The sequence below is a fragment of the Bifidobacterium sp. LH_417 genome (assembly GCF_056357035.1).
The window spans coordinates 1-23001 of record NZ_JBKEVI010000018.1; the positions used below are offsets into that span (position 1 = coordinate 1).

Annotated in this window: 16 protein-coding genes; 12 read left to right on the top strand and 4 right to left on the bottom strand. The window is 65.4% G+C overall.

Annotation, left to right across the window (positions count from 1 at the left end; translation table 11 throughout):
* Window positions 1-138: 138 nt before the first annotated feature.
* A complete protein-coding gene (locus AC1AYR_RS09525) occupies window positions 139-3291 on the top strand; it encodes an Ig-like domain-containing protein (protein WP_476512438.1) in 3153 nt (1050 codons plus the stop codon).
* Between the two features lie 141 nt (window positions 3292-3432).
* On the opposite strand, the gene AC1AYR_RS09530 is transcribed toward AC1AYR_RS09525, so the two are convergent.
* Window positions 3433-5325, bottom strand: a complete 1893-nt coding sequence (locus AC1AYR_RS09530) for a PH domain-containing protein (protein ID WP_476512439.1) — start codon at window positions 5323-5325, stop codon at window positions 3433-3435.
* Entirely contained in the window at window positions 5325-5885 is a 561-nt protein-coding gene (locus AC1AYR_RS09535; protein ID WP_476512440.1) for a PH domain-containing protein, read from the bottom strand. Before AC1AYR_RS09535 ends, AC1AYR_RS09530 begins: the two co-directional genes overlap by 1 nt.
* Window positions 5886-6828: 943 nt before the next feature.
* Here AC1AYR_RS09535 and AC1AYR_RS09540 point away from each other — a divergent pair.
* Entirely contained in the window at window positions 6829-8184 is a 1356-nt protein-coding gene (locus AC1AYR_RS09540; RefSeq protein ID WP_476512472.1) for a lysostaphin resistance A-like protein, read from the top strand.
* A gap of 404 nt (window positions 8185-8588) precedes the next feature.
* Window positions 8589-9776: a diguanylate cyclase gene (locus AC1AYR_RS09545; protein WP_476512441.1), complete on the top strand. Its 1188-nt coding sequence runs from the start codon at window positions 8589-8591 to the stop codon at window positions 9774-9776.
* Between the two features lie 87 nt (window positions 9777-9863).
* Here the strand turns inward: AC1AYR_RS09545 and AC1AYR_RS09550 are convergent, their stop codons facing one another.
* Window positions 9864-11225 carry an NAD(P)/FAD-dependent oxidoreductase gene (locus tag AC1AYR_RS09550; protein WP_476512442.1) on the bottom strand — a complete coding sequence of 454 codons (1362 nt, stop codon included), beginning with the start codon at window positions 11223-11225 and terminating at the stop codon, window positions 9864-9866.
* 299 nt (window positions 11226-11524) lie between these two features.
* Here AC1AYR_RS09550 and murA point away from each other — a divergent pair, with 299 nt between their 5' ends.
* The 9 genes from murA (at window position 11525) to AC1AYR_RS09595 (ending at window position 21955) form a co-directional block, all read left to right on the top strand.
* Window positions 11525-12850: a UDP-N-acetylglucosamine 1-carboxyvinyltransferase gene (gene murA, locus AC1AYR_RS09555; RefSeq protein ID WP_476512443.1), complete on the top strand. Its 1326-nt coding sequence runs from the start codon at window positions 11525-11527 to the stop codon at window positions 12848-12850.
* A 97-nt stretch (window positions 12851-12947) separates the two neighbouring features.
* Window positions 12948-13844: a lysophospholipid acyltransferase family protein gene (locus AC1AYR_RS09560; RefSeq protein ID WP_476512444.1), complete on the top strand. Its 897-nt coding sequence runs from the start codon at window positions 12948-12950 to the stop codon at window positions 13842-13844.
* An 81-nt stretch (window positions 13845-13925) separates the two neighbouring features.
* Window positions 13926-14921 carry an NAD(P)H-dependent glycerol-3-phosphate dehydrogenase gene (locus tag AC1AYR_RS09565; RefSeq protein WP_476512445.1) on the top strand — a complete coding sequence of 332 codons (996 nt, stop codon included), beginning with the start codon at window positions 13926-13928 and terminating at the stop codon, window positions 14919-14921.
* Between the two features lie 125 nt (window positions 14922-15046).
* A complete protein-coding gene (locus AC1AYR_RS09570) occupies window positions 15047-16168 on the top strand; it encodes a D-alanine--D-alanine ligase family protein (RefSeq protein WP_476512446.1) in 1122 nt (373 codons plus the stop codon).
* 343 nt (window positions 16169-16511) lie between these two features.
* Complete coding sequence (locus AC1AYR_RS09575) at window positions 16512-17678, top strand: ABC transporter substrate-binding protein (protein ID WP_476512447.1); 1167 nt, start codon at window positions 16512-16514, stop codon at window positions 17676-17678.
* Between the two features lie 32 nt (window positions 17679-17710).
* Window positions 17711-18643: an ABC transporter permease gene (locus AC1AYR_RS09580; protein ID WP_476512448.1), complete on the top strand. Its 933-nt coding sequence runs from the start codon at window positions 17711-17713 to the stop codon at window positions 18641-18643.
* Window positions 18644-18741: 98 nt separating this feature from the next.
* A complete protein-coding gene (locus tag AC1AYR_RS09585; protein ID WP_476512473.1) occupies window positions 18742-19578 on the top strand; it encodes an ABC transporter permease in 837 nt (278 codons plus the stop codon).
* A gap of 6 nt (window positions 19579-19584) precedes the next feature.
* Window positions 19585-20862: an ABC transporter ATP-binding protein gene (locus AC1AYR_RS09590; protein ID WP_476512449.1), complete on the top strand. Its 1278-nt coding sequence runs from the start codon at window positions 19585-19587 to the stop codon at window positions 20860-20862.
* 40 nt (window positions 20863-20902) lie between these two features.
* The gene (locus AC1AYR_RS09595; RefSeq protein ID WP_476512450.1) at window positions 20903-21955 is read left to right on the top strand and encodes a lysostaphin resistance A-like protein; all 1053 of its coding nucleotides are present in this window, start codon (window positions 20903-20905) and stop codon (window positions 21953-21955) included.
* An 81-nt stretch (window positions 21956-22036) separates the two neighbouring features.
* Here AC1AYR_RS09595 and AC1AYR_RS09600 read toward each other — a convergent pair whose 3' ends face one another.
* Window positions 22037-22822, bottom strand: coding sequence for a mechanosensitive ion channel family protein (locus AC1AYR_RS09600; protein WP_476512451.1), 786 nt, complete (start codon window positions 22820-22822; stop codon window positions 22037-22039).
* Between the last annotated feature and the right edge of the window lie 179 nt (window positions 22823-23001).

Genomic DNA, 23001 nt, shown 5'->3' on the forward strand with positions numbered 1-23001 from the left:
TTTGGGTGTGTTTTTCTTGGTCGTTAAACATCCTACCCAAAAAGCGCTCTTCACTTACCCCCACAACGGCTCAACAACGAACTGCCACCCACGAAAACAGCAATAGAGCCCTATTTTGATGGCCCTGAGGCCTTGGCGATGTCATGGACCAGCGCTGGTGGTCTGTCCGGTAATGCAGTGGACGTTTGGTACAGCGAACTCAATTATGAGATCGAGCATCCGAACGCCTCCGCTTCCGATCTGGCTCAGGAGCGTCAGGGGTATGGCCACTATCTCACCGAGGTGAGCCCATTGGCCGACATCGCCGGCATGGGCGTTGCCGTGAAGGATGGCGTCACCATCACCGTTCTGGAAATCGGAAATAACTATTCCAAGCAGGGCACCACCCAGTCCGTCGAAGATGCGATCAAGAAGTACGAGCCGAAGACCACCTACACGGTGAAGTTCGATTCGAACGGCGGCAGCACGGTCGCCACGCAGACCGTGAACTCGGGCGATTCCGCCACCGAACCGTCCACCGCGCCGACCAAGGACGGCTACACGTTCGGCGGCTGGTACTCGGACGCCGCGCTCACCACCAAGTACGACTTCTCCACGCCCGTGACCGGCAACATCACCTTGTACGCGAAGTGGGATCCGATCACGATTACCTCGCTCGATGATGCCGGCACCGTCTCCACGCCCGCCGGCGTGGACCCGACCGGCCAGCTGCCCCAGCAGGTGACCGCCCACTACAGCGACGGTTCCACCCAGCAGGTCAATGTCACGTGGGACGTCATCAACAAGAACGACTACGCCAAGGCAGGCACCAACTTCACCGTGAACGGCACCGTCAACGGCACCTCCATCAAGGCCAAGGTCACCGTGACCGTGACCGCCGCCGAACCGACCGGCGCCACCGTCGCGCCCGCCTCCGTCTCCACGATCGCCGGCACCGCGCCGTCCCTGCCCGCACAGGCAACCGTCACCTACTCCGACGGCTCCACGCAGTCGGCCAACGTCGCGTGGGATTCCATCGACCCGGACCAGTACGCCACCGAGAACGCCGACGGCTTCGACGTGAACGGCACGGTCACGGCCGGAGACAAGACCTTCGACGTCACCGTGAAGGTCATCGTCACTGCGCGCACCATCCAGTCCGTCACCGCGCCGGCTGACCAGACCGTCGCATCCGGCACCGAGCCCACGTACCCGGACACCGTCGATGTCACGTACAACGACGGTGAAACCGGCATCGCGAACGTCACGTGGACGAAGCTCACCAAGGACCAGTACGGCAAGCGCGCCGGCGGCGTGTTCACCGTGAACGGCACCGTCGACGGTTACACGAAGGGCGTCTCCTTCACGGTGACCGTCAGTCCCGCCACCGTCACGTCCGTCGCACCGTCCGCCACCACCGCGACCACCGTCGTCGGCGAGGTGCCCGACCTGAGCGGCATCACGGCGACCGTTACCTGGTCCAACGGCGACGTCGAGACCAAGGACATCACGTGGCCGCAGCTCACCAAGGACCAGTTCGAGAAGGAAGGCGCCACCGTGCCGGTCAACGGTTCCGTGACCGTCGACGGCACGGAGCATGACTTCACCGTCAACGTGACCGTGGTCAAGGCGACCGTCAAATCCGTCACCGGACCGTCCTCCGATGCCCCGGCCGTGACCGTCGACTCCGGCACGAAGCCCGACCTCTCCGGCGTGAAGGCGACTGTCACGTGGTCCAACGGCACCACGACCCAGGAGACCGTCACGTGGGATGAGCCCGTCAAGGCCGACTACACCTCCCGCAAGGGCGGCACGTTCACCGTCAACGGCAAGGTCACCATCGCCGGCAAGGATTACCCGGTCACCGCCACGTACAAGGTCAATCCGGCCGTCGCCAAGCAGGCCGAACCGGCCGACGGCACCGCCACGATCACCGTGCCGTCCGGCACCGATCCGACCGGCAAGCTGCCGAAGACCGCGACCGTCACCTGGTCCAACGGCGACACGACCACGAGCCCGATCACGTGGAATACCTCCACCTACTCCAAGGCCGACTGGACCGCACGCGCCGGCAAGACGTTCACCGTGAACGGCGCCGTCGATCCAACCGTCGAATCCTCCGCCGCGGCCGACGCCTCCAAGGTCATCGTCGCGAACGTTACGCTGAACGTGACCGCGACCGTCACCGTCGCGCCGGCCACCATCACCAAGGTCGCCGACATCCCCGCCGTGACCACCGAGGCGAAGGTCGCGCCGCAGCTGCCTACCACCGTCAAGACCGACTGGAGCAACGGCGAGACCGGCGTCGACACGCCGATCACGTGGGATGCCATCGACGCGGACCAGTACGCGAAGCGTGGCGAGTTCACCGTGAAGGGCAAGGCAATCGACGCCACGACCGGTGAATTTGCCGACGTGAAGGTCACCGTCAAGGTGACCGCCAAGGCCGAATCCGCCGTCAAGCTCGCCGACGTGACCGTCGATTTCGGCACGGACCCGGCATCCAAGCTGCCGAAGACCGTGAAGGTCACCTACACGGACGGCGCTATGGAAGACGCCGACATCACGTGGGACGCCAAGTCCTACACGAAGGCCGACTACTCGAAGCGCGAGGGCAACACCTTCGTCGTCAAGGGCAAGGCCGCCGGCCTCGACGTGACCGTCACTGTGAACGTGAACCCGGCCACCGTGAAGTCCGTCGACACCACGGCCGTGACCGTCGGCACCACGGTCGGCGTGCAGCCGGACCTGCCGAAGACCACCACCGTCACCTGGTCGAACGGCGACGTTGAGTATGCGACCATCACATGGCCCACGATCCCCGCCGACAAGCTTGACAAGGTCGACTCGTTCGACCTTGAAGGCACCGTCACCGCGGGCGGCAAGGACTATAAGATCAAGGCCACCGTCATCGTGAAGGAAGCGCCGAAGGTGACCGTCGACTCCGTGGACCGTGACGTGAAGGTCACCACCACCGTCGGCAAGGCGCCCGTCCTGCCGAAGACGGTGAAGGCCCACTGGTCCGACGGTTCCACGACCGATGCGGCCGTGACCTGGGCCGACGTGCCCGCCACCGCCTACGCGAAGGCCGGCACCTTCTCCGTGAAGGGCGTCGCCACGGGGAACGGCACCGACTACGAAGTGACCGCCACCGTGACCGTCACCCCCGGCGACACGCTTCGCGCGCCGGACCAGAAGACGAACGGCACGCTGACCAGCACCGGTTCCAGCGTCGCAATCATCGCGGTCGTCGTCGTGCTGCTGGTCATCGCGGGCGTCGCGCTCGTCATGGTCAAGCGCAAGAAGCAGTGACGCGGTGCGGTGACGCGGTGACACGGCGCTAGACCGGCACCGCGACATCACTCCATCCGTGCGCGGAAACGCACCGATGTGAAGTGGCCTCCTTCCTCTCCCGGGAAGGAGGCCACTTCGTGTTTTGGCGCGCGTATCGGGCTACCCCCGCGTGAACCACGACTCGAGCGCATTCGCATCGTCGCGGCGCAGGAACCTGAAACGGATGTCGGAGATCCCGTTCATCACGAACAGTGACATCTGCAATCCCTCGATGCTACGGGATTCGCGCCACAATGCGGTGGTGCGGGTGATGGACTGCACACGGGCCCGCCGCGTCAGCATGGCGAACAGCCCCCATCCCCGCGCGCCCGTCACGACGATGCGGTGTCGCAGCGGACTTCCGTGCGATGGCCCGCATGCGTGTCTGCACGCTGTACCGTCCGAGTCGGGAGCGTCCAAGTCTGCACCGTCCAAGTCTGCACCGTCCGAGTCTGAATCGTCCGAGTCTGAATCGTCCGAGTCTGTACCGTCCGAGTCCGAATCATTCGCATCCGACATGGAAATATCCGGCACGGGGATGCCGGGCATAGGGGCGTCAAGCATAATCGCGTATCCCTCGCTACGCGACTTCAACCAACGCGCCGATAGCCAGCACATTCCAGCGGCGGCCGGAACGAACAGGAGCCACCACGGCCAGACATGCGTCGCCGCGCTGCCGATACCCGTCAGCATCGTCGCCGCGACGGTCACGGACAAGGGAATCGTCAGGTAATAGCGCAGCAGCCCCCGCCCGGTGTACCGCAAACGGCCACGTGCCGCGGAACCGTCCGCTCCGGATACGGCGTCATGTCCCGCGTCCTGCGGCAATCGCGTCATTCCCAGCTCGGCGGGGACGTCCCATTCCGGCAGCATCAGACGCAACACCGGTACGACGCGACGGGTGCCGATGACCGGTAGCACAACCGTGGCCGTCGCGGCATCATTGTCGTGCGCCGACGCGCTCAACCCGAGACGCACCGAACACAAGCGGAACAGGCGCCGCAACACCGACTGGTGGACGACGATCGTCTGAATGCGACTCACCGGAATCGACGTCTCCCGACGGGTGAGCAGACCACGCACTAGCACCAGGTCGTCGCCGCGACGCCACACCGCGAAACCATAGAACCGCAGCAGCGATGTCACGACGCTGACGGTGGCCACCGCCAGCAGACATGTCGTCACCAGCATCATCACGGCGGGGACGCCGCGCGACGCGTAATCGCCGATCGAACGCTCCGCGCCATGCACCATGTCATGCGGCAGCATGTCCTGCAGGTTCTGCACGAACCCGAACACGACGAACACCGCCGCGACGACACCGAGATCGGTGACGGCGAACAGCAGGACGTCACGCGTCGACGCGCGGAACACCGGCGCATGGCCGCCAGCAGCGTTATCGGTGCGTGTCGGACGCGCAGTCGACGTTTCCGGCATCGGCGACGGAGAACCGGACGATTCCCCCGATTCGTGCGATGCCGGTATCGCACCCGTAGCATCGGCATTCCGCCGCGCGACGGCGCGCAGACGCTCCAACTCCAGCTGCAACGCCACCGGCACCGCATCCAACGTGATATCCGCATTGGCTCCCACGGGCGAAACCGTCAGCCGGACGATGCCGAACGGCCGCAGATACACCGGTTGTGCGCTGTTGACCGCATGGATCGCGCCATAGGAGATGGTGCGCCGCTTGCGGAAGAACAGACCCGATCGGTATTCCAACGCGTCGGCGGTCAGCCGGTACCGCGTGGTCAGCCACGCGCACAGCGGGCGGACGATCACGACCGCCACGATCGCCGCGGCGCACGCCCACAGCCACCAATCACCGCGTCGCAGCGACTCGCGCACAATCACGATGAACGAGAACAGCAACGATACCGTGCTTTTCACGTTCGATGCCGTCTGGACGATCAACGCCGCCGGGTGAAGACGACGCCAGCGGTGCACGGGCGCGGCGGTGGCGCGGACGGCTGGCGTATCGGCGGCTGGCGTACTGGTGTCGGACGCGTCCATCACAGATCGTCCTTCGCCCTCGTCACATGGTCGGCGATTAACGCCGCCATGCGTTCCGCTTCGGCCGTGTCCAACGCGGCGATCTCATGCTCGTCGGCGGCCGTATGCACCACCACCGTGGTCAGGCCGAACCGGCGTTGCACAGGATTCTGCTTCGTGTCCACATGCTGCACGCGGTTGTACGGCGTGGTCGTGGTCCGGCGGAACAGCCAGCCCTTGCGTGTGGCCAGATCGCGCTCGCCGATGCGGAAGCGGGTGAACGCGTACAGGTATTTCGTCTGCAACGGCTGGGTCGCGAGGGCGCCGACCGCGTAGAGCGCGACGATGCCCGCTACCAGTTGCGTCCAGAAGCCCCACCATCCGTTGGTCATGCACACCGCCACGAACACGCCGCACGCCGCCAGCCAGATCGCACAGCCGATCGCCTCGTTGATCAGCCACACCGTGCGCACGCGCTCCGGCAACGGGCGCCAGCCCGCATCGTCGGCTCCACCCTCATCGTCGGCGATGCCGATGGGATCGATGAGGCCGTCGCTGGAATCCTCTTCGAGCTCGTTCATACGGCCTACTGTATCGGAGCGGGATGGTTGTCGGCGAATTCATCGGCGCGTTCATATGACGGTCACGAATCGTTCAGGAATAGGGCATAGGTTGGGCGATATGAGTACGAATGAAGAGCATCCGCAGGGGGATGCGAATCCGCAGATGCAGCAATCGGGGCAGGAACCATGGGCGGCGGCGCGGCAGTCGCAGGTCGCGCAGTATGACGGGCCGGTGCAGACGCCGCAATCGGTGCAACCGACGGCATCGCCGGCATCGGAGGCACCTGTTGAACCCGAATCGGTGAAACCGACAGGGGGCGGGGGTGAACCTGCACGGTTCGGCTTCGAATCTGTAGGGTTTTCAGGCGAACCTGTACGGTTCGGGGGCGAACGTGTGGAGGGTGGTCGAGTATCGGCACCCTCCGAGCCGTTCGGCAATCAACGGAATCCGCGGAATGACGCGGTTTCCGGAAATCAGATGATGGCTCAGGGGGCGGGTCTTCACGAGGGGGACCTGCACAACACCGCCGGAAACCTGCACATTGCCGGTGAGACTCCGCACAATGCACCGGAAACCATGCAGGTGAGTAGTGAAACCATACAGGTTGGCGGAACCCCGTATGCCGAGGGAGCTCCGCAGGACGGTGGCGTGCCGCCGCGGACCCGTGGCATGTCTCCGCAGGTCCCCTCCGACCCGGCTTCGGCATGGGGGTATCCGCATCCCATGTATCAATGGCAGGGGTATCCGCAATCCGCCCTGTACTCCCAAGGACGAGGCCAATCGATTCCCGGGGAAGGGCGGACGGAGACTTTGTATCCGCAGGCCCCTTCGCCGACCGAACGGCCCGTGAGCCCCGGATATGCGCAATCTCCGACGTGGCCGTCATCGCAGCCGTCGGTACAGCCCGTGTCGCAGTCCGTGCCATCCGCGTATGCGGCCGTTGCCCCGGAGACGCCTGTGATGCAGCCTCTCGCCGCATCCGCCGCGGTGCCGCAGCAGCCTATGCCGCAGTATGCCTCTCCGGCTCCACAACCCGCGGCACCCCCGCAGGGTGCGCAGTATCAGCAGGCTCCCCAAGCCGCGCAGTATCCGCAGCCGGCAGCGCCTTTTGCCCAGTATCCGGCGCAACCTGCCCAGTACCAGCAGCAGTATCCGCAACACGAGCAGTACCAGCCTCAGTCCCAACCCCAGCCTCAGCCGCAGCCGCAGTTCCAGCAGTATCCCCAATCCCAGCCCCAGCCGATGTGGCCCACCTACTACGCGCAGCCGGTGCCGATGGCCGTGCCGACGTTCGCGCCCATCGACCCACGCGCGTGGTGGCGTACCTGGCGGCGCAAGGTCGTCAACCGTGCGATGGGCCTGACCTTCGCGTATGAAGGCGTGATGTGGGGCGTAGGCCTCGTCGCTGCTTTCGCCTTCGCCATGATCTTCGGTGCGGTGAACGCGAGTGCGTCGTCCTCCGCCTACAATGACGCGTTCAACCGGTGGTCTGGCATCTTGAGCCTCGTCACCGTGTTCGCCGCGGTCGGATTCCTGATCCTCATGCGTCACCGTGACATCTTCACCCGCGAATTCTGGCTTGGCGGCCCGCATCGCGACACCTACGGCGAGCCGAACCAGTTGGGCACGGTCAGCCAATACGGCGAACGGCGCATGACCCCGCTCGCATGTCTCGCGATCATCGTGGTCGCATTGGGCGTGCAGGGGGTGGTCGTCCTCATCCAGCTCGCGTTCTCGATATTCGGCACCGACCTGGCCTCGCCCACGTCGGAGAGCATCGACCAGTCGGCCGTCACCGTGAGCATGTGGCTGTACATCGGACTGATCGGTCCGATCTGCGAGGAGATGATGTTCCGCGGTGTGCTGATGAAGGAGCTGAAGCCGCTCGGCAAGAACTTCGCGATTCTCACCTCGTCGCTCGCGTTCGGCCTGTTCCATGACGATGTGGTGCAGGGTTTCTTCGCGTTCCTGTTCGGCCTGGTGCTCGGCTACGTCGCGATGGAGTATTCGCTGGTCTGGTCGATTGCGTTGCATATCTTCAACAACGCGATCCTGTCCGGCGTGGTCGACGGTCTGGCAAGTCACTTCCTCAGCAACACGGGGTACGGGATCTTCGCATTGGCTTTGGCGGTGCTCGGCGTGATCGGCTCGATTATCGTCTTCGCGTTGTGCGGCAGGAGACTCGGATGGTTCCTGCGTACCAACCGCAGCCAGCAGGACACGTATATCGGATGGACGTCATGGGCGTTCATTGTGTTCGTCGTGGTCAACGCCCTGTACGCGATCGTCTCGTTCATTCTCGCGATGGTCGGTTGAGCCCGTCGCAGTGGAGGGGCAAGCCAGTTACGCATTTTCCGGGACCGTCCCGCCAGTTGCACATTTACCGGGATAGTCCCGGTCGTATCTGTACGGCTCGTTCGTTCCTTGACTTGCACGGTTCACTCCGCGGTTTGCATCGGTTTTCCGTGGCAAACCACGGAGTGAGTCGTGACGATTGGGGAGTGAACCGTGACGGGCGGGGCGCGATCCGTGATGAGTGGGGGAGCGGGGCGCGAGTCGTTTGTGTATGACGATGCCTATGCTGGATAACGGACAGACAGGCGAGGGTGTATCCGCCGGTTTCGGCGATTTCCGCCCGATAACGCCGACAACGCGCATGGGCGCAGCCGCATCCGCACACAGCCATCATCCGCACACAGCCAAGGAGAAGCGAGGACACCATGAGCCAGGACAACCAGCAGTCCGCACCGTTCTACGACGTGAACCGCACGTATGAGGACAATTACGAACAAGGCCCGTTCGGCGCGTTCGCCGAGGCACTGAAGCGGGACGGGGCGCAGCCCGCCTCCGCGTCCGCTGCTCCCACCGACTTCGCGTCCGACGCAGTTCCCGCGTCCGCCCCCGCGGACGGCAGCCTCGCTCCCGCCGACTCGTTCCTCGGCGTGCCGGTGAACCTCGCGTTCGGCATTCCCGCCGGACCGCTGCTCAACAGCCGTTTCACGACGGCCGCGTTCCGCATGGGCTTCGACCTCGCCACCTACAAGACCGTGCGTTCGCGCGCGTGGGGCTGCAATCCGTTCCCGAACGTGCTCGCCGTGCATCCGAAGTCGGCGGACGGCTCGCTCACTCCCGGCAGCCCCGAACTCGACGAGGGCGTGCTCGCCGACACGAACTACGAGCGCCCGATCTCCATCTCCAACAGCTTCGGCGTGCCCTCGCAGGACCCGGATCTGTGGCAGCCGGACATGTTCCGCGCGATTGCGGCGGCCGGCCCCGGCCAGCTGCTCGTCCCCGGCTTCCAGGGCTCCCGCGTGGAGGGCATGAGCGAGGAGGAATACATCGCCGACCATGCGACCACCGCGCGTCTCGTCAAGGAGACCGGCGCGAAGGTCATGGTGATGAACACGAGCTGCCCGAACGAGGGCCATAACGTGCTGTTGTGCCACAATCCGCTGCTCGTCGGCCGCATCGCCGAGGCGGTGAAGAACGAGATCGGCGACATGCCTCTCATGGTGAAGCTCGCCTACATCCCCGACGACGCGGCGCTCGAGCTCATGGTGCAATCCACGGTGGGGCGCGGCACCGTGCAGGGCTTCAGCACGATCAACACGATCTCCGCGCGTCTCGTCGACGCGGAAGGCCGCCAGGCCCTGCCGGGCAAGGGCCGCGACCGTTCCGGCGTGTGCGGTCATGCGATCCGCGGCGCGGGTCTTGACATGGTCGCGCGTCTCGCCGCGATCCGTGAGAAGACCGGTCTCGATTTCGCGATCAACGGCGTCGGCGGCGTCGTGACGCCGGAGGATTTCGCGGCGTACAGGAACGCCGGAGCGGACAGTGTGATGTCCGCGACCGGCGCGATGTGGGACGCCGACCTCGCCCATAGGATCAAGGCGACGATCGGGGAGTAGACATGAAGCATGGCCGTGCATGACGCACGGCCATGCTTCATGGCCTATCGCAGTCGGCCCGGTCCGCCGTCGCGGCGGTTCCGATTCTCAGGCTTCGGCGGCGGCCTTCATGGCGACGGCGCCCACGTAGTAGACGGGCTTGTCGAAGTTCGGCTGGAACAGGAAGTCCACGTTCGCGAGCTGGTCGATGGTGAACTTCGCTTGGATCGCCATCGAGACCACGTTCGCGGCGCCGGAGATGTCGGCCTTCGAGCAGAACTGGCCGCCCTTGACCTCGCGCGTGGCCGGATCCCACGTGAGGATCGAGGTGACCGGCGTGGTGGTGAGCATGAAGTCGGGGCGGTAGTCCTCGGTCAGCTCGGTCTCGCGCACCGTCAGACCGCGGCGTTCGGCACCGGCCTTCGTGAGTCCCGACGCGGCGAGCGACAGGTCGTACAGCTGTACGGCGCTCGTCGCCTGCGTGCCCAGGTACTTGACGGTCGGCTTGTCGATGTTGCGACCGACGAGCAGGCCCTGGCGCACCGCGTTCGTGGCGAGCGGGATGTAGTCATGCTTGCCGGTCGGGTTGTAGAAGACGGTCGCCGAGTCGCCGCACGCGTACACGTCCGGCGCGGAGGCGCGCATGTAGTCGTCGACGACGATCGCGCCGTTCGGCAGCATGTCGACCTGCCCCTTGAGCAGGTCCGTGTTCGGCAGGAATCCGACCGCGAGGATCGCCATCTCGGCCGTGTACTCGCCCTTCTCGGTGACGACGGTGACGGTGTCGTCGTCGTTGTCGCGGAAGGCGGTCACCTTCTGTCCGAGCGCGAGCGTGACGCCGTGCTCCTCGAACGCGGCGGCCACCTGGTCGGTAATCTGCTTGTCGAAGTTGTTGGCGAGCGGGCGGTCGAGGCCGTCGACGAGCGTGGTCTTGACACCGGTGAGCGAGAACTGTTCGGCGATCTCCGCGCCGATGTAGCCGGAACCGATCACGACCGCGGACTTTGCCTCCTTCGCCTTCTCCTTGATGGCGATGGCGTGGTCCCAGTTCTTGCACAGCAGCACGTGCGGGCTGTCGATGCCGGGAATCGGCGGGATGACCGGGCGTGAGCCGGTGGTGACGACGAGCTTGTCGAAGTGGAGGATCTGCTGCTCGCCGGCGGCGTCGCCCACACCGATCGCATCGACCGGACGGTAGGTGAGCGTCTTGGCGGCGACGTCGATGGACGTCACGTCGGTGCGCATGTGCATGGTCGCGCCCGCCTCGGCCAGCGCCTCGGGCGACGAGTAGAACATCTTCTTCGGGTCGGACACGTGGTCGCCGACCCACAGTGCGATGCCGCATGAGAGGAACGACAGCGTGCCGTTGCGCTCGAAGACGTGGACGGTCCAATCGGGGTGTTCGGCGAGGATCGACGTGGCGGCGAAGGTGCCGGCGTGCGTGCATCCGACGATGGCGACGGTGGTCATGGATTATGCTCCTTTGCGTGGGTTTCGGGGCGGTGCGTTCCGGGCAGCCTTCTGTTGCCTGCCTTCCGTGAACGTTCACCTCTGTCTCTCACCATAGCAAAGCGATTGCAATGCGTTGCCGGGCGGGCGGTGATTATCCACGATTGTGACATGGGTCACAGTCACGTGTGGCGGGTACGTTCCGCTCGCGACGATTACGCCGCCAGCCGCATCGCCACGTGCTTCACGGTGTTCGCACATGCCTTATGGCACACTGTTTGATAGTGTTTCGCGGTCCTGTTGAATCGAAAGAGGTAATCGTGGGCGAAAACGAGAACGACGTGCTGCACGTCGAGGGCGGCAAGCCGCTGAACGGCACGATCAAGGTGCGTGGCGCGAAGAACTTCGTGAGCAAGGCGATGGTCGCCGCGCTGCTCGCGCCGGGCAAGTCGGTGCTGAAGAACGTTCCGGAGATCCGCGACGTGCACGTCGTGTCCGATCTGCTGCGTCTGCACGGCGTGGACGTGACCGTCGACGGCGACCACGGCGTGGTCGAAATCGACGCGACGCACGTGCAGCTCGCCGACGTGGCGGACGTGGACACGCTGTCCGGTTCGTCGCGCATCCCGATCCTGTTCTCCGGCCCGCTGGTGCATCGTCTGGGCGAGGCGTTCATCCCCGCGCTGGGCGGCTGCAACATCGGCGGCCGTCCGATCGACTTCCACCTGGAGACCCTGAGGAAGCTGGGCGCGAACGTCGACAAGGAGCACAAGGACGGCATCCACATCACCGCGCCGAACGGCCTCAAGGGCGCGAAGATCCACCTGCCGTACCCGTCCGTGGGCGCGACCGAGCAGACGCTGCTCGCGGCCGTGCTGGCCGAGGGCAAGACCGAGCTGTCGGGTGCCGCGATCGAGCCGGAGATCATGGATCTGGTGGCCGTGCTGCAGAAGATGGGCGCGATCATCAGCGTGGACGTGGACCGCACGTTCCGCATCGAAGGCGTCAAGGAGCTCAAGGGCTACACGCACACGTCGCTCACCGACCGCATCGAGGCGGCGAGCTGGGCGTCGGCGGCGCTGGCCACGCGCGGCGACATCTTCGTCAAGGGCGCGACCCAGCCGGAGATGATGACGTTCCTCAACGTGTTCCGCAAGGTCGGCGGCGAGTTCGACGTGACCGACAAGGGCATCCGCTTCTGGCATCCGGGCGGCGACCTCAAGCCCGTGGCGATCGAGACGGACGTGCACCCGGGCTTCATGACCGACTGGCAGCAGCCGCTGGTCGTGGCCCTGACGCAGGCGAACGGCCTGTCGATCGTGCACGAGACCGTGTACGAGAACCGTTTCGGCTTCACCAAGCCGCTCGTGCAGATGGGCGCGACGATCCAGCTGTACCGCGAGTGCCTGGGCTCCCTGCCGTGCCGTTTCCAGCAGCGCAACTACAAGCATTCCGCGGTGATCTTCGGACCGACCCCGCTGACCGGCCGCGACATCGACGTGCCGGACCTGCGCGGCGGGTTCTCCCACCTGATCGCGGCGCTCGCGGCGAAGGGCCCCTCCAACGTGCAGGGCATCTCGCTCATCGACCGCGGCTACGCCGACTTCCGCGGCAAACTCCACCAACTCGGCGCCGACATCGACTGAGCGAACGCCGTTGCCTGGCCCCCTCTGACGAGGGGGCCTTTGTGCGAGCCCGTTGGAATCGCATCACCGCGGCAGGGGCGAACGTACAATAAGGCGCATGGCATCCAAAGGAAAACCATCGCCGCGCTCCGCGGTCAAGCCGCTCTCCGACGCGCGCGTCGCCGAACTCGCGAAGAAGCACCATCTCGTTGACCCGATGCGCGACCTGCCCACCGGTCCGAACCGTCGCATCAACCGTCGTGAGATCGACGCGCAGAACCCGAACGGCACCCGCCGCCTGCTCAAAGGCGTCGACGTCGTCTTCAACGCAAGCTGCCGAACCTACGCGTGGGGACTCGACAACATCCCCGAAAACGGCCCGTTCATCACCGCGGCCTCGCACGTGACCATGTTCGACGTGTTCGTGCCGATGGCCAGCATGTTCCACATGGGCCGTCGCCCGCGCTACATGGCCAAAGCCGAGATGGCGAAGTGGCCGATCATCGGCAAATGGTTCCAGATCGTCGGCATGCAGCCCGTCCAACGCCACTCCGGCAAAGCCAAGGAGATCGAGGAGACCTCGATCGACATCCTCGTCTCCGGTCGTCCGCTCACCGTCTGGCCCGAAGGCACCGTCACCCGCGACCCGAAGAAATGGGTGATGAGCATCAAGGAAGGCGCCGCATACATCGCGCTCGAAGCATCCCGCCGACTCGGCAAGCAGGTGCCGCTGTTCTGCGCCGCCACCTGGGGTGCCGCCTCCATCAACCACTGGTGGCCGTGGCCGCGCAAGAACGTCGTCATGTGCTACGACCACCAGCTCGACTATGCGGACCTGCTCGAAGGCATGGAATCCTGGGGCGACGAGCCGCCGGCCGAAGCCGTGGAAACACTCAAATGGCGCATGTTCATCCGCCTCAACGAACTGCTCGAGGAGATTCGCGGCGAGGAATTCCCCAAGGACGGCTACTGGGACTACCGCACGATGAGCCGCAAGCCGATCGTCTCGGCGTAGGCGACGAGTAGCATGGCGTGAAGGCGAAGCATCGCAACCACAGGCAAGACAAGCAGGCAAACAAGTAAGGAATCACACAACATGAAGATCACCGTTCTTGGCGCAGGCGCATGGGGCACCGCATTCGGACAGGTGTTGGCCGACGCCGGCAACGACGTGACGATGTGGGCGATGGAGCCCGAAATCGTCGAAGGCATCCGCGACAACCACTGCAACCACGTGCGTCTGCCGTTCATCGAGCACCTGCCGGACAACATGACCGCCACCGGCGACCGCGCCGAGTCCGTCAAGGACGCCGAGATCGTCGTCGTCGCGATCGCCGCGCAGTTCGCGCGCGTCGCGCTCGCCGAATTCAAGGGACTCATCCCCGACGACGCCATCGTCGTGAGCCTCATGAAGGGCATCGAACGCAACACGAACAAGCGCATGGACGAGGTCGTGCGCGAATCCCTCGACCTGCCGGCCGAGCGTTTCGCCGCCGTCTCCGGCCCGAACCTGAGCAAGGAGATCGCGCTGCGCCAGCCCGCCGCGACCGTCGTCGGCTGCGCGGACCTCGACAACGCGAAGACCGTCGCGCGCGCGTGCTCCACCGACTACTTCAAGGCGTTCGTCACCACCGACGTCATCGGACTGGAGATGTGCGGCTCGTTGAAGAACGTCGTCGCGCTCGCCGTCGGCATGGCGCGCGGCGCCGGCTACGGCGAGAACACCGCCGCGATGATCGAGACGCGCGGTCTCGCCGAACTCACCGCGCTCGGCGAGGCCGCCGGCGCCGATCCGAAGACCTTCGCCGGACTCGCCGGCGTGGGCGACCTGATCGCCACGTGCGGCTCCCCGCTGAGCCGCAACTACACGTTCGGAGCGAACCTCGGCAAGGGCCTGAGCAAGGAGGAGGCGACGAAGGTGAGCAACGGCGTCGCCGAAGGCGTGCCTACCACCGACGCCGTCGTCGCGCTCGGCAACGAGCTCGGCGTGCCCACGCCGCTCGCCTACGCGATGAGCCGCGTGCTCGACGAGGGCATCTCCTGCGCGGAGATGCTGTCCCTGCTGTTCGGCCGCGAGATCACCGCGGAGTAGCACCGCGGAGCAGTCACCGCGGAGCAGTCACCGCGAAGTAGTCCGGGCGCCACGGCACGTCGGCGTGCGGACGAGTAGGATACGGTACCCGGAACGATTCGGAAGAGAAACGGACGAGAACGATTATGACCAAGAAGCGCATCGTGGTGTTGTACGGCGGCAGGGCCGACGAGCATTCGATCTCCTGCATTTCGACCGCCGGCGTGCTGAACGCGCTCGACGCCGACCGTTTCGAGGCGGTGTCGGTCGGCATCACCAAGGACGGCAAGTGGATCGTCGACGGTGAGGACCCGCGCGGCTGGAACCTCGACGGCGGCACGCTGCCGACCGTCGAGCGTACCGCCGGCGCGCGCGACGTCGTGCTCGACGTGGCGCTCGGTCAGGACGGCTTCTTCGCACGCAACGCGGACGGCACGCTCGAGCCGTTCGGCCACGTCGACGCCGTGTTCCCCGTGCTGCACGGGCCGTACGGCGAGGACGGCACCGTGCAGGGTCTGCTTGAGATGATGGACGTGCCGTATGTCGGCTGCGGCGTATTCGCATCCGCCGCGTGCATGGACAAGCACTACACGAAGGTCGTGCTCAACGCGGCCGGCATCCCCACCGCGCCCGGCGTGATGGTCGACGCCCGCGCCGTGACCGGCGAGGAGGCGCTCGCGCGCGTCGCCGAGGCGGGGCTCATGTATCCGTTGTTCGTCAAGCCGTCGCGTGCCGGCTCCAGCTTCGGCGTGACCAAGGTCGAGGAATCCGATTCCCCCGAAGCTCAGGCCTCCGAGCTGGGCGCCGCCATAGCCGAGGCCGGCAAGCATGACTGGAAGGTGCTCATCGAACAGGGCATCGACGGGCGCGAGATCGAGTGCGCGGTGCTCGCCGCAGCTCCCGGCGACGAGCCGGAGGCCAGCTGGCCGGGCGAGATCGTGCTCGACCATCAGGATGACGACCAGTTCTACGATTTCGACTCCAAGTACATGGACTCCACCGCCAGCCACGTCGAAGTGCCCGCCGACCTGCCGGTCAGCGTGCTCGAGGACGTGCGTGACGTGGCACGACGCGCGTTCACCGCGGTCGACGGCGCCGGCCTGAGCCGCGTGGACACCTTCGTCCAGCCCGACGGCACCGTGATGGTCAACGAGATCAACACGATGCCCGGTTTCACGCCGATCTCCATGTACCCCAAGGCGTGGGAGGCCACCGGCGTGAGCTATACGGCGCTCATCACCCGCCTCATCGAAGGCGTGCTGCGCTAGCCTCGCGGCTTCTCTGGCGTTTCGCATCTTCGTCGTCCGTTTCGGGGGTGACTGCGGGTTCCGCGGTCGCCCCTGTTCCGTTCCATGGCCAAGATGCGGGACACTTGTGCCCGGGACGATTGGGACGGGACGGAAGTGACGAAATCTACGTAGGTGTCACCCGTTCATCGGCGGTTTCCCGGAATTCATCGACGCGTCGCGCAAGGTCGCGCGACGTTCACCGTGGCGCCGGTGTCGCGACAGATAACGTTCCTAACCTGCTCAATTGGAATTACGGGCCGCGCGGATACAGCGCGAATGCGAGCCCCGACTCCATAGAGGCAAGTTGAATAAAGGAACATCCATGAAGAACCTGCGTAAGATCGCGGCGGGCGCCATCGCCACCGTGCTCGCGTTCTCGATGGCCGCCTGCGGCTCGTCGAACGCATCCTCCGACAACGGATCCGGCTCCACCGGCAAGGCCGTCACCGTCGACCAGAAGTCCGCCAAGGCCACCTCCCTCGCCGATTTCGGCACGATGGACGACCTCGTCAAGGCCGCCGAGAAGGAGGGTGCGCTGAACGTCATCGCCCTGCCGCACGACTGGTCCAACTACGGCGAGGTCATCTCCACCTTCAAGAAGAAGTATCCGAAGATCAAGGTCACCGAGCTCAACCCGAACGCCTCCTCCAAGGAGGAGCTGGACGCCGCCAAGACCAACAAGGGCACCGACGCCGCGCCGGATGTCTTCGACCTCGGCCAGTCCATCGCCGCCACATCCACCGACTCCTTCGCGCCGTACAAGGTGCAGGCGTGGGACAAGATCCCGGATGAGAACAAGGACGCGAACGGCGCCTACTACGCCGACTACACCGGCATCATGTCCATCGGCTGGAACAAGGACAAGTACGGCGAGATCAAGTCCATCAACGACCTGCTCGACCCGAAGTTCGCCGGCACCGTCGCCCTCAACGGCAAGCCCGCCGAGGCCGGCGCCGCCTTCAACGGCTACCTGATGATCAACCAGCTGGCCGGCGGCGACATCAAGAACGTCCAGCCCGGTCTCGACTTCTTCAAGAAGCTCAAGGACGCCGGCAACCTCACCACCGTCGACGTGACCAACGGCACCATCGACTCCGGCCAGACCGGCGTCGTCATGGACTGGACCTACAACCAGGCCTCCTACAAGAAGGACCTGGAAAGCAAGGGCGTCAACTGGGAGTACAAGACCTTCCCGAAGGCCCAGGTCGTCAGCTACTACAACCAGGCCATCAACAAGGACGCGCCGCACCCGGCCGCCGCCCGCCTGTGGGAGGAGTACCTGTACACCGCCGAAGCCCAGAACCTGTGGTTCAAGGGCGGCGCCAACCCGGTGCTGCTCGACTCGATGAAGCAGGACGGCACCGTCGACAAGGCGACCCTCGATGGCGCCGTCACCATCGAAGGCAAGCCGGTCAGCTACACCAACGACGACGCCACCCGCGTCACCGACTGGCTCCAGAACAACTGGGACAAGACGATCGGCAACTGAGCCGGACGTCCGCAGGGAAGACCATCGATCCCATGACCGCGTCAATCGCACAGCGTGGGCCCGTCGCCGCCAAAGGCGCGGGCCCGTCCGCTACCTCCGCATCGTCCGCCATCGCGCGGCATCGCAAGGAACTCGGCACCTTCGCGGTGACCGTCCCGTTCTTCGCGTACACGGCGTGCTTCCTGCTCGCCCCCACCGTGATCGTCGTCGTCGGCGCGTTCCAGACGCACGACGGCGGGTTCACGCTCGCCAACTTCAGCAAACTGTTCGAGGCGAACACCGTCTCCGCGTTCGTCACCTCGATCATCGTGTCCATTGCCTCGTCGCTGATCGGCGCCGTGGTTGGCGGTCTCGCCTCCTACGCGCTGGTCATCGGCTCCAAGCCGAACGGCCTGCTGCGCCGCATGGTGTCCGCCATCTCCTCCGTGCTCGCCCAGTTCGGCGGCGTGATGCTCGCGTTCGCGTTCATCGCCACAATCGGCATCAACGGCATCGGCACAATGCTCATCAAACAGGTGACCGGACTGACCGTCAACCCGAACTGGCTGAGCTCGCTGCCGGGCCTGGTGACCGTGTACTGCTACTTCCAGATTCCGCTGATGATCATCATCTTCCTGCCCGCGGTCGATTCGATCCGGCCGCAGTGGCGCGAGGCATGCGAGTCTCTCGGCGGCAACACGTTCCAGTACTGGACGCGCATCGCGTGCCCGATTCTCGCGCCCCGCTTCATCTCCGCGTTCCTGCTGCTGTTCGCCTCCGCGTTCTCCGCGTACGCGACGGCCGCCGCCCTGTTCTCCCAGCGTTCGATCCTCGTGCCGCTGATGATCCAGGGCGCCATGCGCAACGAGATGGACCCCAACCAGCAGGGCTTCGCCCAGGTGCTGGCATTCGCGATGATCGTCGTCGTGGCCATCGTCATGCTGCTGAGCCACGCCGTGGAAAAGAGGGCCGGACGTTGGCAGTGAACACCACCATCGAAACCCATGGAACCACCGGAACCGTCAGGGCCGCCGAGGTCTCCGGTTCCGTTGCGGCGGAACCTCAGGGGAACCGCCCGCCGCAGCTGCGCGCCGCCCGCGTGCGCCGGCAGGGCGTCATCAAGTTCGTGATCCTCGTCGTCACGCTCGCGTTCCTGTTCGTGCCGCTCATTTCCATGCTCGTCTTCACGCTGCGACACCCGCTGTCCGGTCGATGGTCGCTCGCCCCGTGGGTCGCGATCTTCACCGGCAACGGCGAATCGCTCGGCGCGGATATGACCGTCCTGTGGCAGGGACTGGGCACTTCGCTTGCCCTGTGCGCCGTGACCGTCGTGCTCATGCTGCTGCTCATGGTGCCCACCATGGTCATCGTGCACATTCGCTCCAAGGCGCTCGAACGGGCCATCGAATGGGTCGCCACCCTGCCGTTGACCATCCCCGCCATCGTGCTCGTCGTCGGGCTCGGCCCCATCTACCGTTGGCTGAGCTCCGCCGTGCTCGACACCAATCCGATCTGGCTGTGCTTCGCATACGTCGTGCTCGTCATGCCGTTCGCCTTCCGCGCCATCGCCGTCGGCCTCAACTCCATCGACGTGAAAACCCTCGTCGAGGCGTCCCGATCGCTCGGTGCCTCCTGGCCCAAGGTGTTCTTCCGCGTCATCATCCCGAATCTGTGGCAGTCCATCCTGTCTGCCAGCTTCATCTCCATCGCCGTGGTGCTGGGCGAATACACCGTCGCCTCGCTGCTCGGCCGCATGAACCTGCAGGTCGCGCTCTACCAGCTCGGCCAGTCCAACTCCCAGATCTCCACCGCCATGTCGCTGCTCGCCCTGCTGTTCGGCGTGGTGCTGCTCGTCGCGCTCGACCTCATTTCCGAACACATCGGACGGATGCGCACGGGCGAAACCAAGGAAGGCAAGTAAACTCCCATGTCACTTACGCAACAGAAGCAACAGCATCCGCACGATCAGCGCGGCGGCGTCGCGGCCGGCGCGTCTGGCGTGCAGTCGCCCGCACAGGCCGAGGACGCGTTCAAGAACGACCCGACCGCTTCGCTCACCGGCGTCGACGCGCACGACGTGACCGCCGCCGCCAAGGCGCTGCTCAAGGATTCCGCCACCCGAGGCGGCGGCATCCGGATGCAGGACGTCGTCAAGATCTACCCGGGCTCCTCCGTCCGCGCGCTCGACGACTTCAACCTCGACATCAAGCCCGGCGAGATGGTCGTGCTGCTCGGCGGCTCCGGCTGCGGCAAGTCCACCGCGCTGCGCTCACTCGCCGGCCTTGAGGACATCCAAGGCGGTCGGATCCTCGTCGGCGGGCAGGACGTCACCGGCGTGCCCGTCAACAAGCGCGGCATGTCGATGGTGTTCCAGGCCTACTCGCTGTTCCCGCACATGACCGCCGTCGAAAACGTCGAATTCGGTCTCGAAGTGCGTGGCGTCGGACGTGAGGAACGCCGCCGCATCGCCATGGAACAGCTCGAGCTCGTCGGTCTCGCCGACCAAGCGAACAAGTTCACCCAGCAGATGTCCGGCGGCCAACAGCAGCGCGTCGCCCTCGCCCGCGCCCTCGCCATCAAGCCGCGCGTGCTGCTGCTCGACGAGCCGCTCTCCGCCCTCGACGCCAAGGTGCGCGTCCAGCTGCGCGACCAGATCCGCCGCATCCAGCTCACCACCGGCACCACCACCGTGTTCGTCACGCACGACCAGGAGGAGGCACTCGCCGTCGCCGACCGCATCGGCGTCATGAACCATGGCCGCATCGAGCAGATCGCCGCGCCGCAGGACCTCTACCAGCGTCCCGCCACCGAATACGTGGCCACGTTCATCGGCCTGACGAACCGCCTTCCCGGCGCCTCCGACGGCGAGGAGGCGGTCGTGTTCGGCCAGCGCGTGCCGCTGCTGCCCGGCTCGAAGAAGGGCGATCCGGTGGCCGTGCTCGTGCGTCCGGAGAACATCGCGCTCACCCGCGCCGGCGAAACCGACAGCGCCGCCGGCGAACATGCGCGCGTCGAGGTGATCCACTTCCTCGGCGCCGTCGCGCGCGTCGACTGCGAGATCTCCAGCGGCGAATACCAGCATTGGAACAAGGGCGAACGGCTCAAGGTCACCGTCCAGCTGCCCGCGGGCGAACTGCCCTCCGGACTCGCTCCGGGCGATGAGGTCGTCGTCACTCCGCGTCCCGTCGCGGCGCTCGCCTGCTGAACGACTGTTCATGCCCCGTGCGGTGCCGTAAGCTGGGGGTATGAGTGATCAACAGCCCCGGCTTGCGGCACCGACCCCGTCCCGCCCGTTCTTCATGGAGGCGCATCGACGGTTCACGCTGATCGGCATCGGCCTGTGCGTGACGATCGCGGTGTGGACGGGATTGAACATCATACTGTCCGGCCTGCTGAACCCCTATTTCCCGGATGGCGCACCAACATGGCTGATTCTGCTGCTCTCATCCGGGCCGCTGTATCTGATCGCGATGCCGCTGGGAGTCGTCGTGTTCAGACGCGTGCCCGCATTGCGGACCCGGACGTTCACGCTCGGCGGGAAACGCTTCTGGAAGCTGCTCATCGTCTGCTTCCCGATCACGATCGTCGGCAACATCATCGGCACAGGGCTGTCCGGTCTAGTGTCCGGAGGCGAGGCCACGAACCGCGTCTCCGACATCGTCACGCAATCGAACCCATGGGTGAACGCCCTGTTCGTCGTGCTGCTCGCGCCCTTGTTCGAGGAATGGCTGTTCCGCAAGCAGATCATCGACCGCACGCGCCGCTACGGCGAACGCACCGCCATCGTACTGTCCGCCTTCGCCTTCGCGCTGTTCCACATGAACCTGTACCAGTTCTTCTACGCGTTCGGCTTGGGGCTCGTGTTCGGCTACGCGTACATGCGCACCAGCAGGTTGCGCTACCCGGTGGTCATGCACATGGTCATCAACGCGTCCGGGTCGCTGATCGCGCCCGGAATCCTCTCGCTCGTCTCCAGCGGTGGCGGTGACGCGGACGCGCTCGCCGGCGGCACGATGAGCGAGGCGGAACTGGCGCGTGTGGCCGAAAGCAATCCGGTCGCCATGGTGGGCGTCGCGCTGCTCGGACTGTACGCGATGGTCATGGTGGGGTTGACGGTCGCCGGCATCGTGATTATCTGCCGGGACGTGCGGCGGCTTGAATTCTACGATCCGCCCGAGCAGCTGCCGAAGTGGTATGGCGCGCGTCTCGCGTTCCTCAACCCTGGCATGGCGGTGTATGTGGTGCTCACCGTCATGCTCGGGCTGTGGCAGATGGGGCTGATTTCGCCCGGGTTCTGATAGTGCTGATAGTTCTGATAGGGTGTTTCTCCCTTCGTCCGCCGTTGGTGGCTGCTTCCCTTATCAGGGAGAGCCGCGCAATCATTCGGAGGCGCCGCCGTCCTTGACCAGATAGTCGGCGGTGGCGATGGCGCGCGCCGCACGGTCCTTCGCGGTGGACAACAGCACGCCGTCGCGCACGAACAGCAGAATCTCGCCCTCCGCGCCGTACGGCGAGAACCCGGTGAACTTCACCAGCGGCGGATGCTCCGGGCGCAGTACCGCCGAAGCACGCTCCTCCACGCGGCGCAGCATGTCGCGGCTCACCTCGTCCGGGTCGGCGCTGCCCTTCACCGTGAACGGCACCGTGGCCATGCCCTCGGTCACTTCCGTGAGCTTCGTCAACGACGCCGTGTTGAGAATCGAATTCGGGATGACCATGCGGTCTCCCGAACGCGTCTCGATCATCGAATGACGCCACGTGATGTCCTTGACCGTGCCGGTCACGCCCTGGATCGAGACCAGATCGCCCGGCTGGATCACGCGGCCGAGCATCAGTCCGAAGCCGCCGATCACGTTCGCGATCGTATCCTTCAGGCCGAGGGACAGCGCGACGCCGCCGACGCCAAGGGCGGTGACCAGCGTCGTCGGATTGATGCCGAACACCGGTTGCAGCACCATCGTGGCCGCGGCGCACCAGACCACCACGCGCATCAGGTTCACGAAGATCGAGGCGCTGGGAATCTGCGAATTATCCAGCACTTTGCGTACCACGCGCCTGAGGATGCGGTCCGCCACCCATGCGGCGGCCAGCACCACGAGCAGCCAGACCAGCTTGCCCGCGTTCGCGTGGAACCAGTTCATAATCATGTCATCGAGGTTTTCCATGCGCACCACGATAAACGCGGTCGCTGGAAGCCGGTAGATATCTACCGGAAAACATCCGGGAAACGGCGTGACGGCGTGTCGCGGGCGTGGAGCGGCCCGCGGATACGCCGCCACGAGGTCGTGCCGCTCCACTGGTGTGCTGCCCTTACGGCCACGGACCGCTGTCGTACGGATGCGCC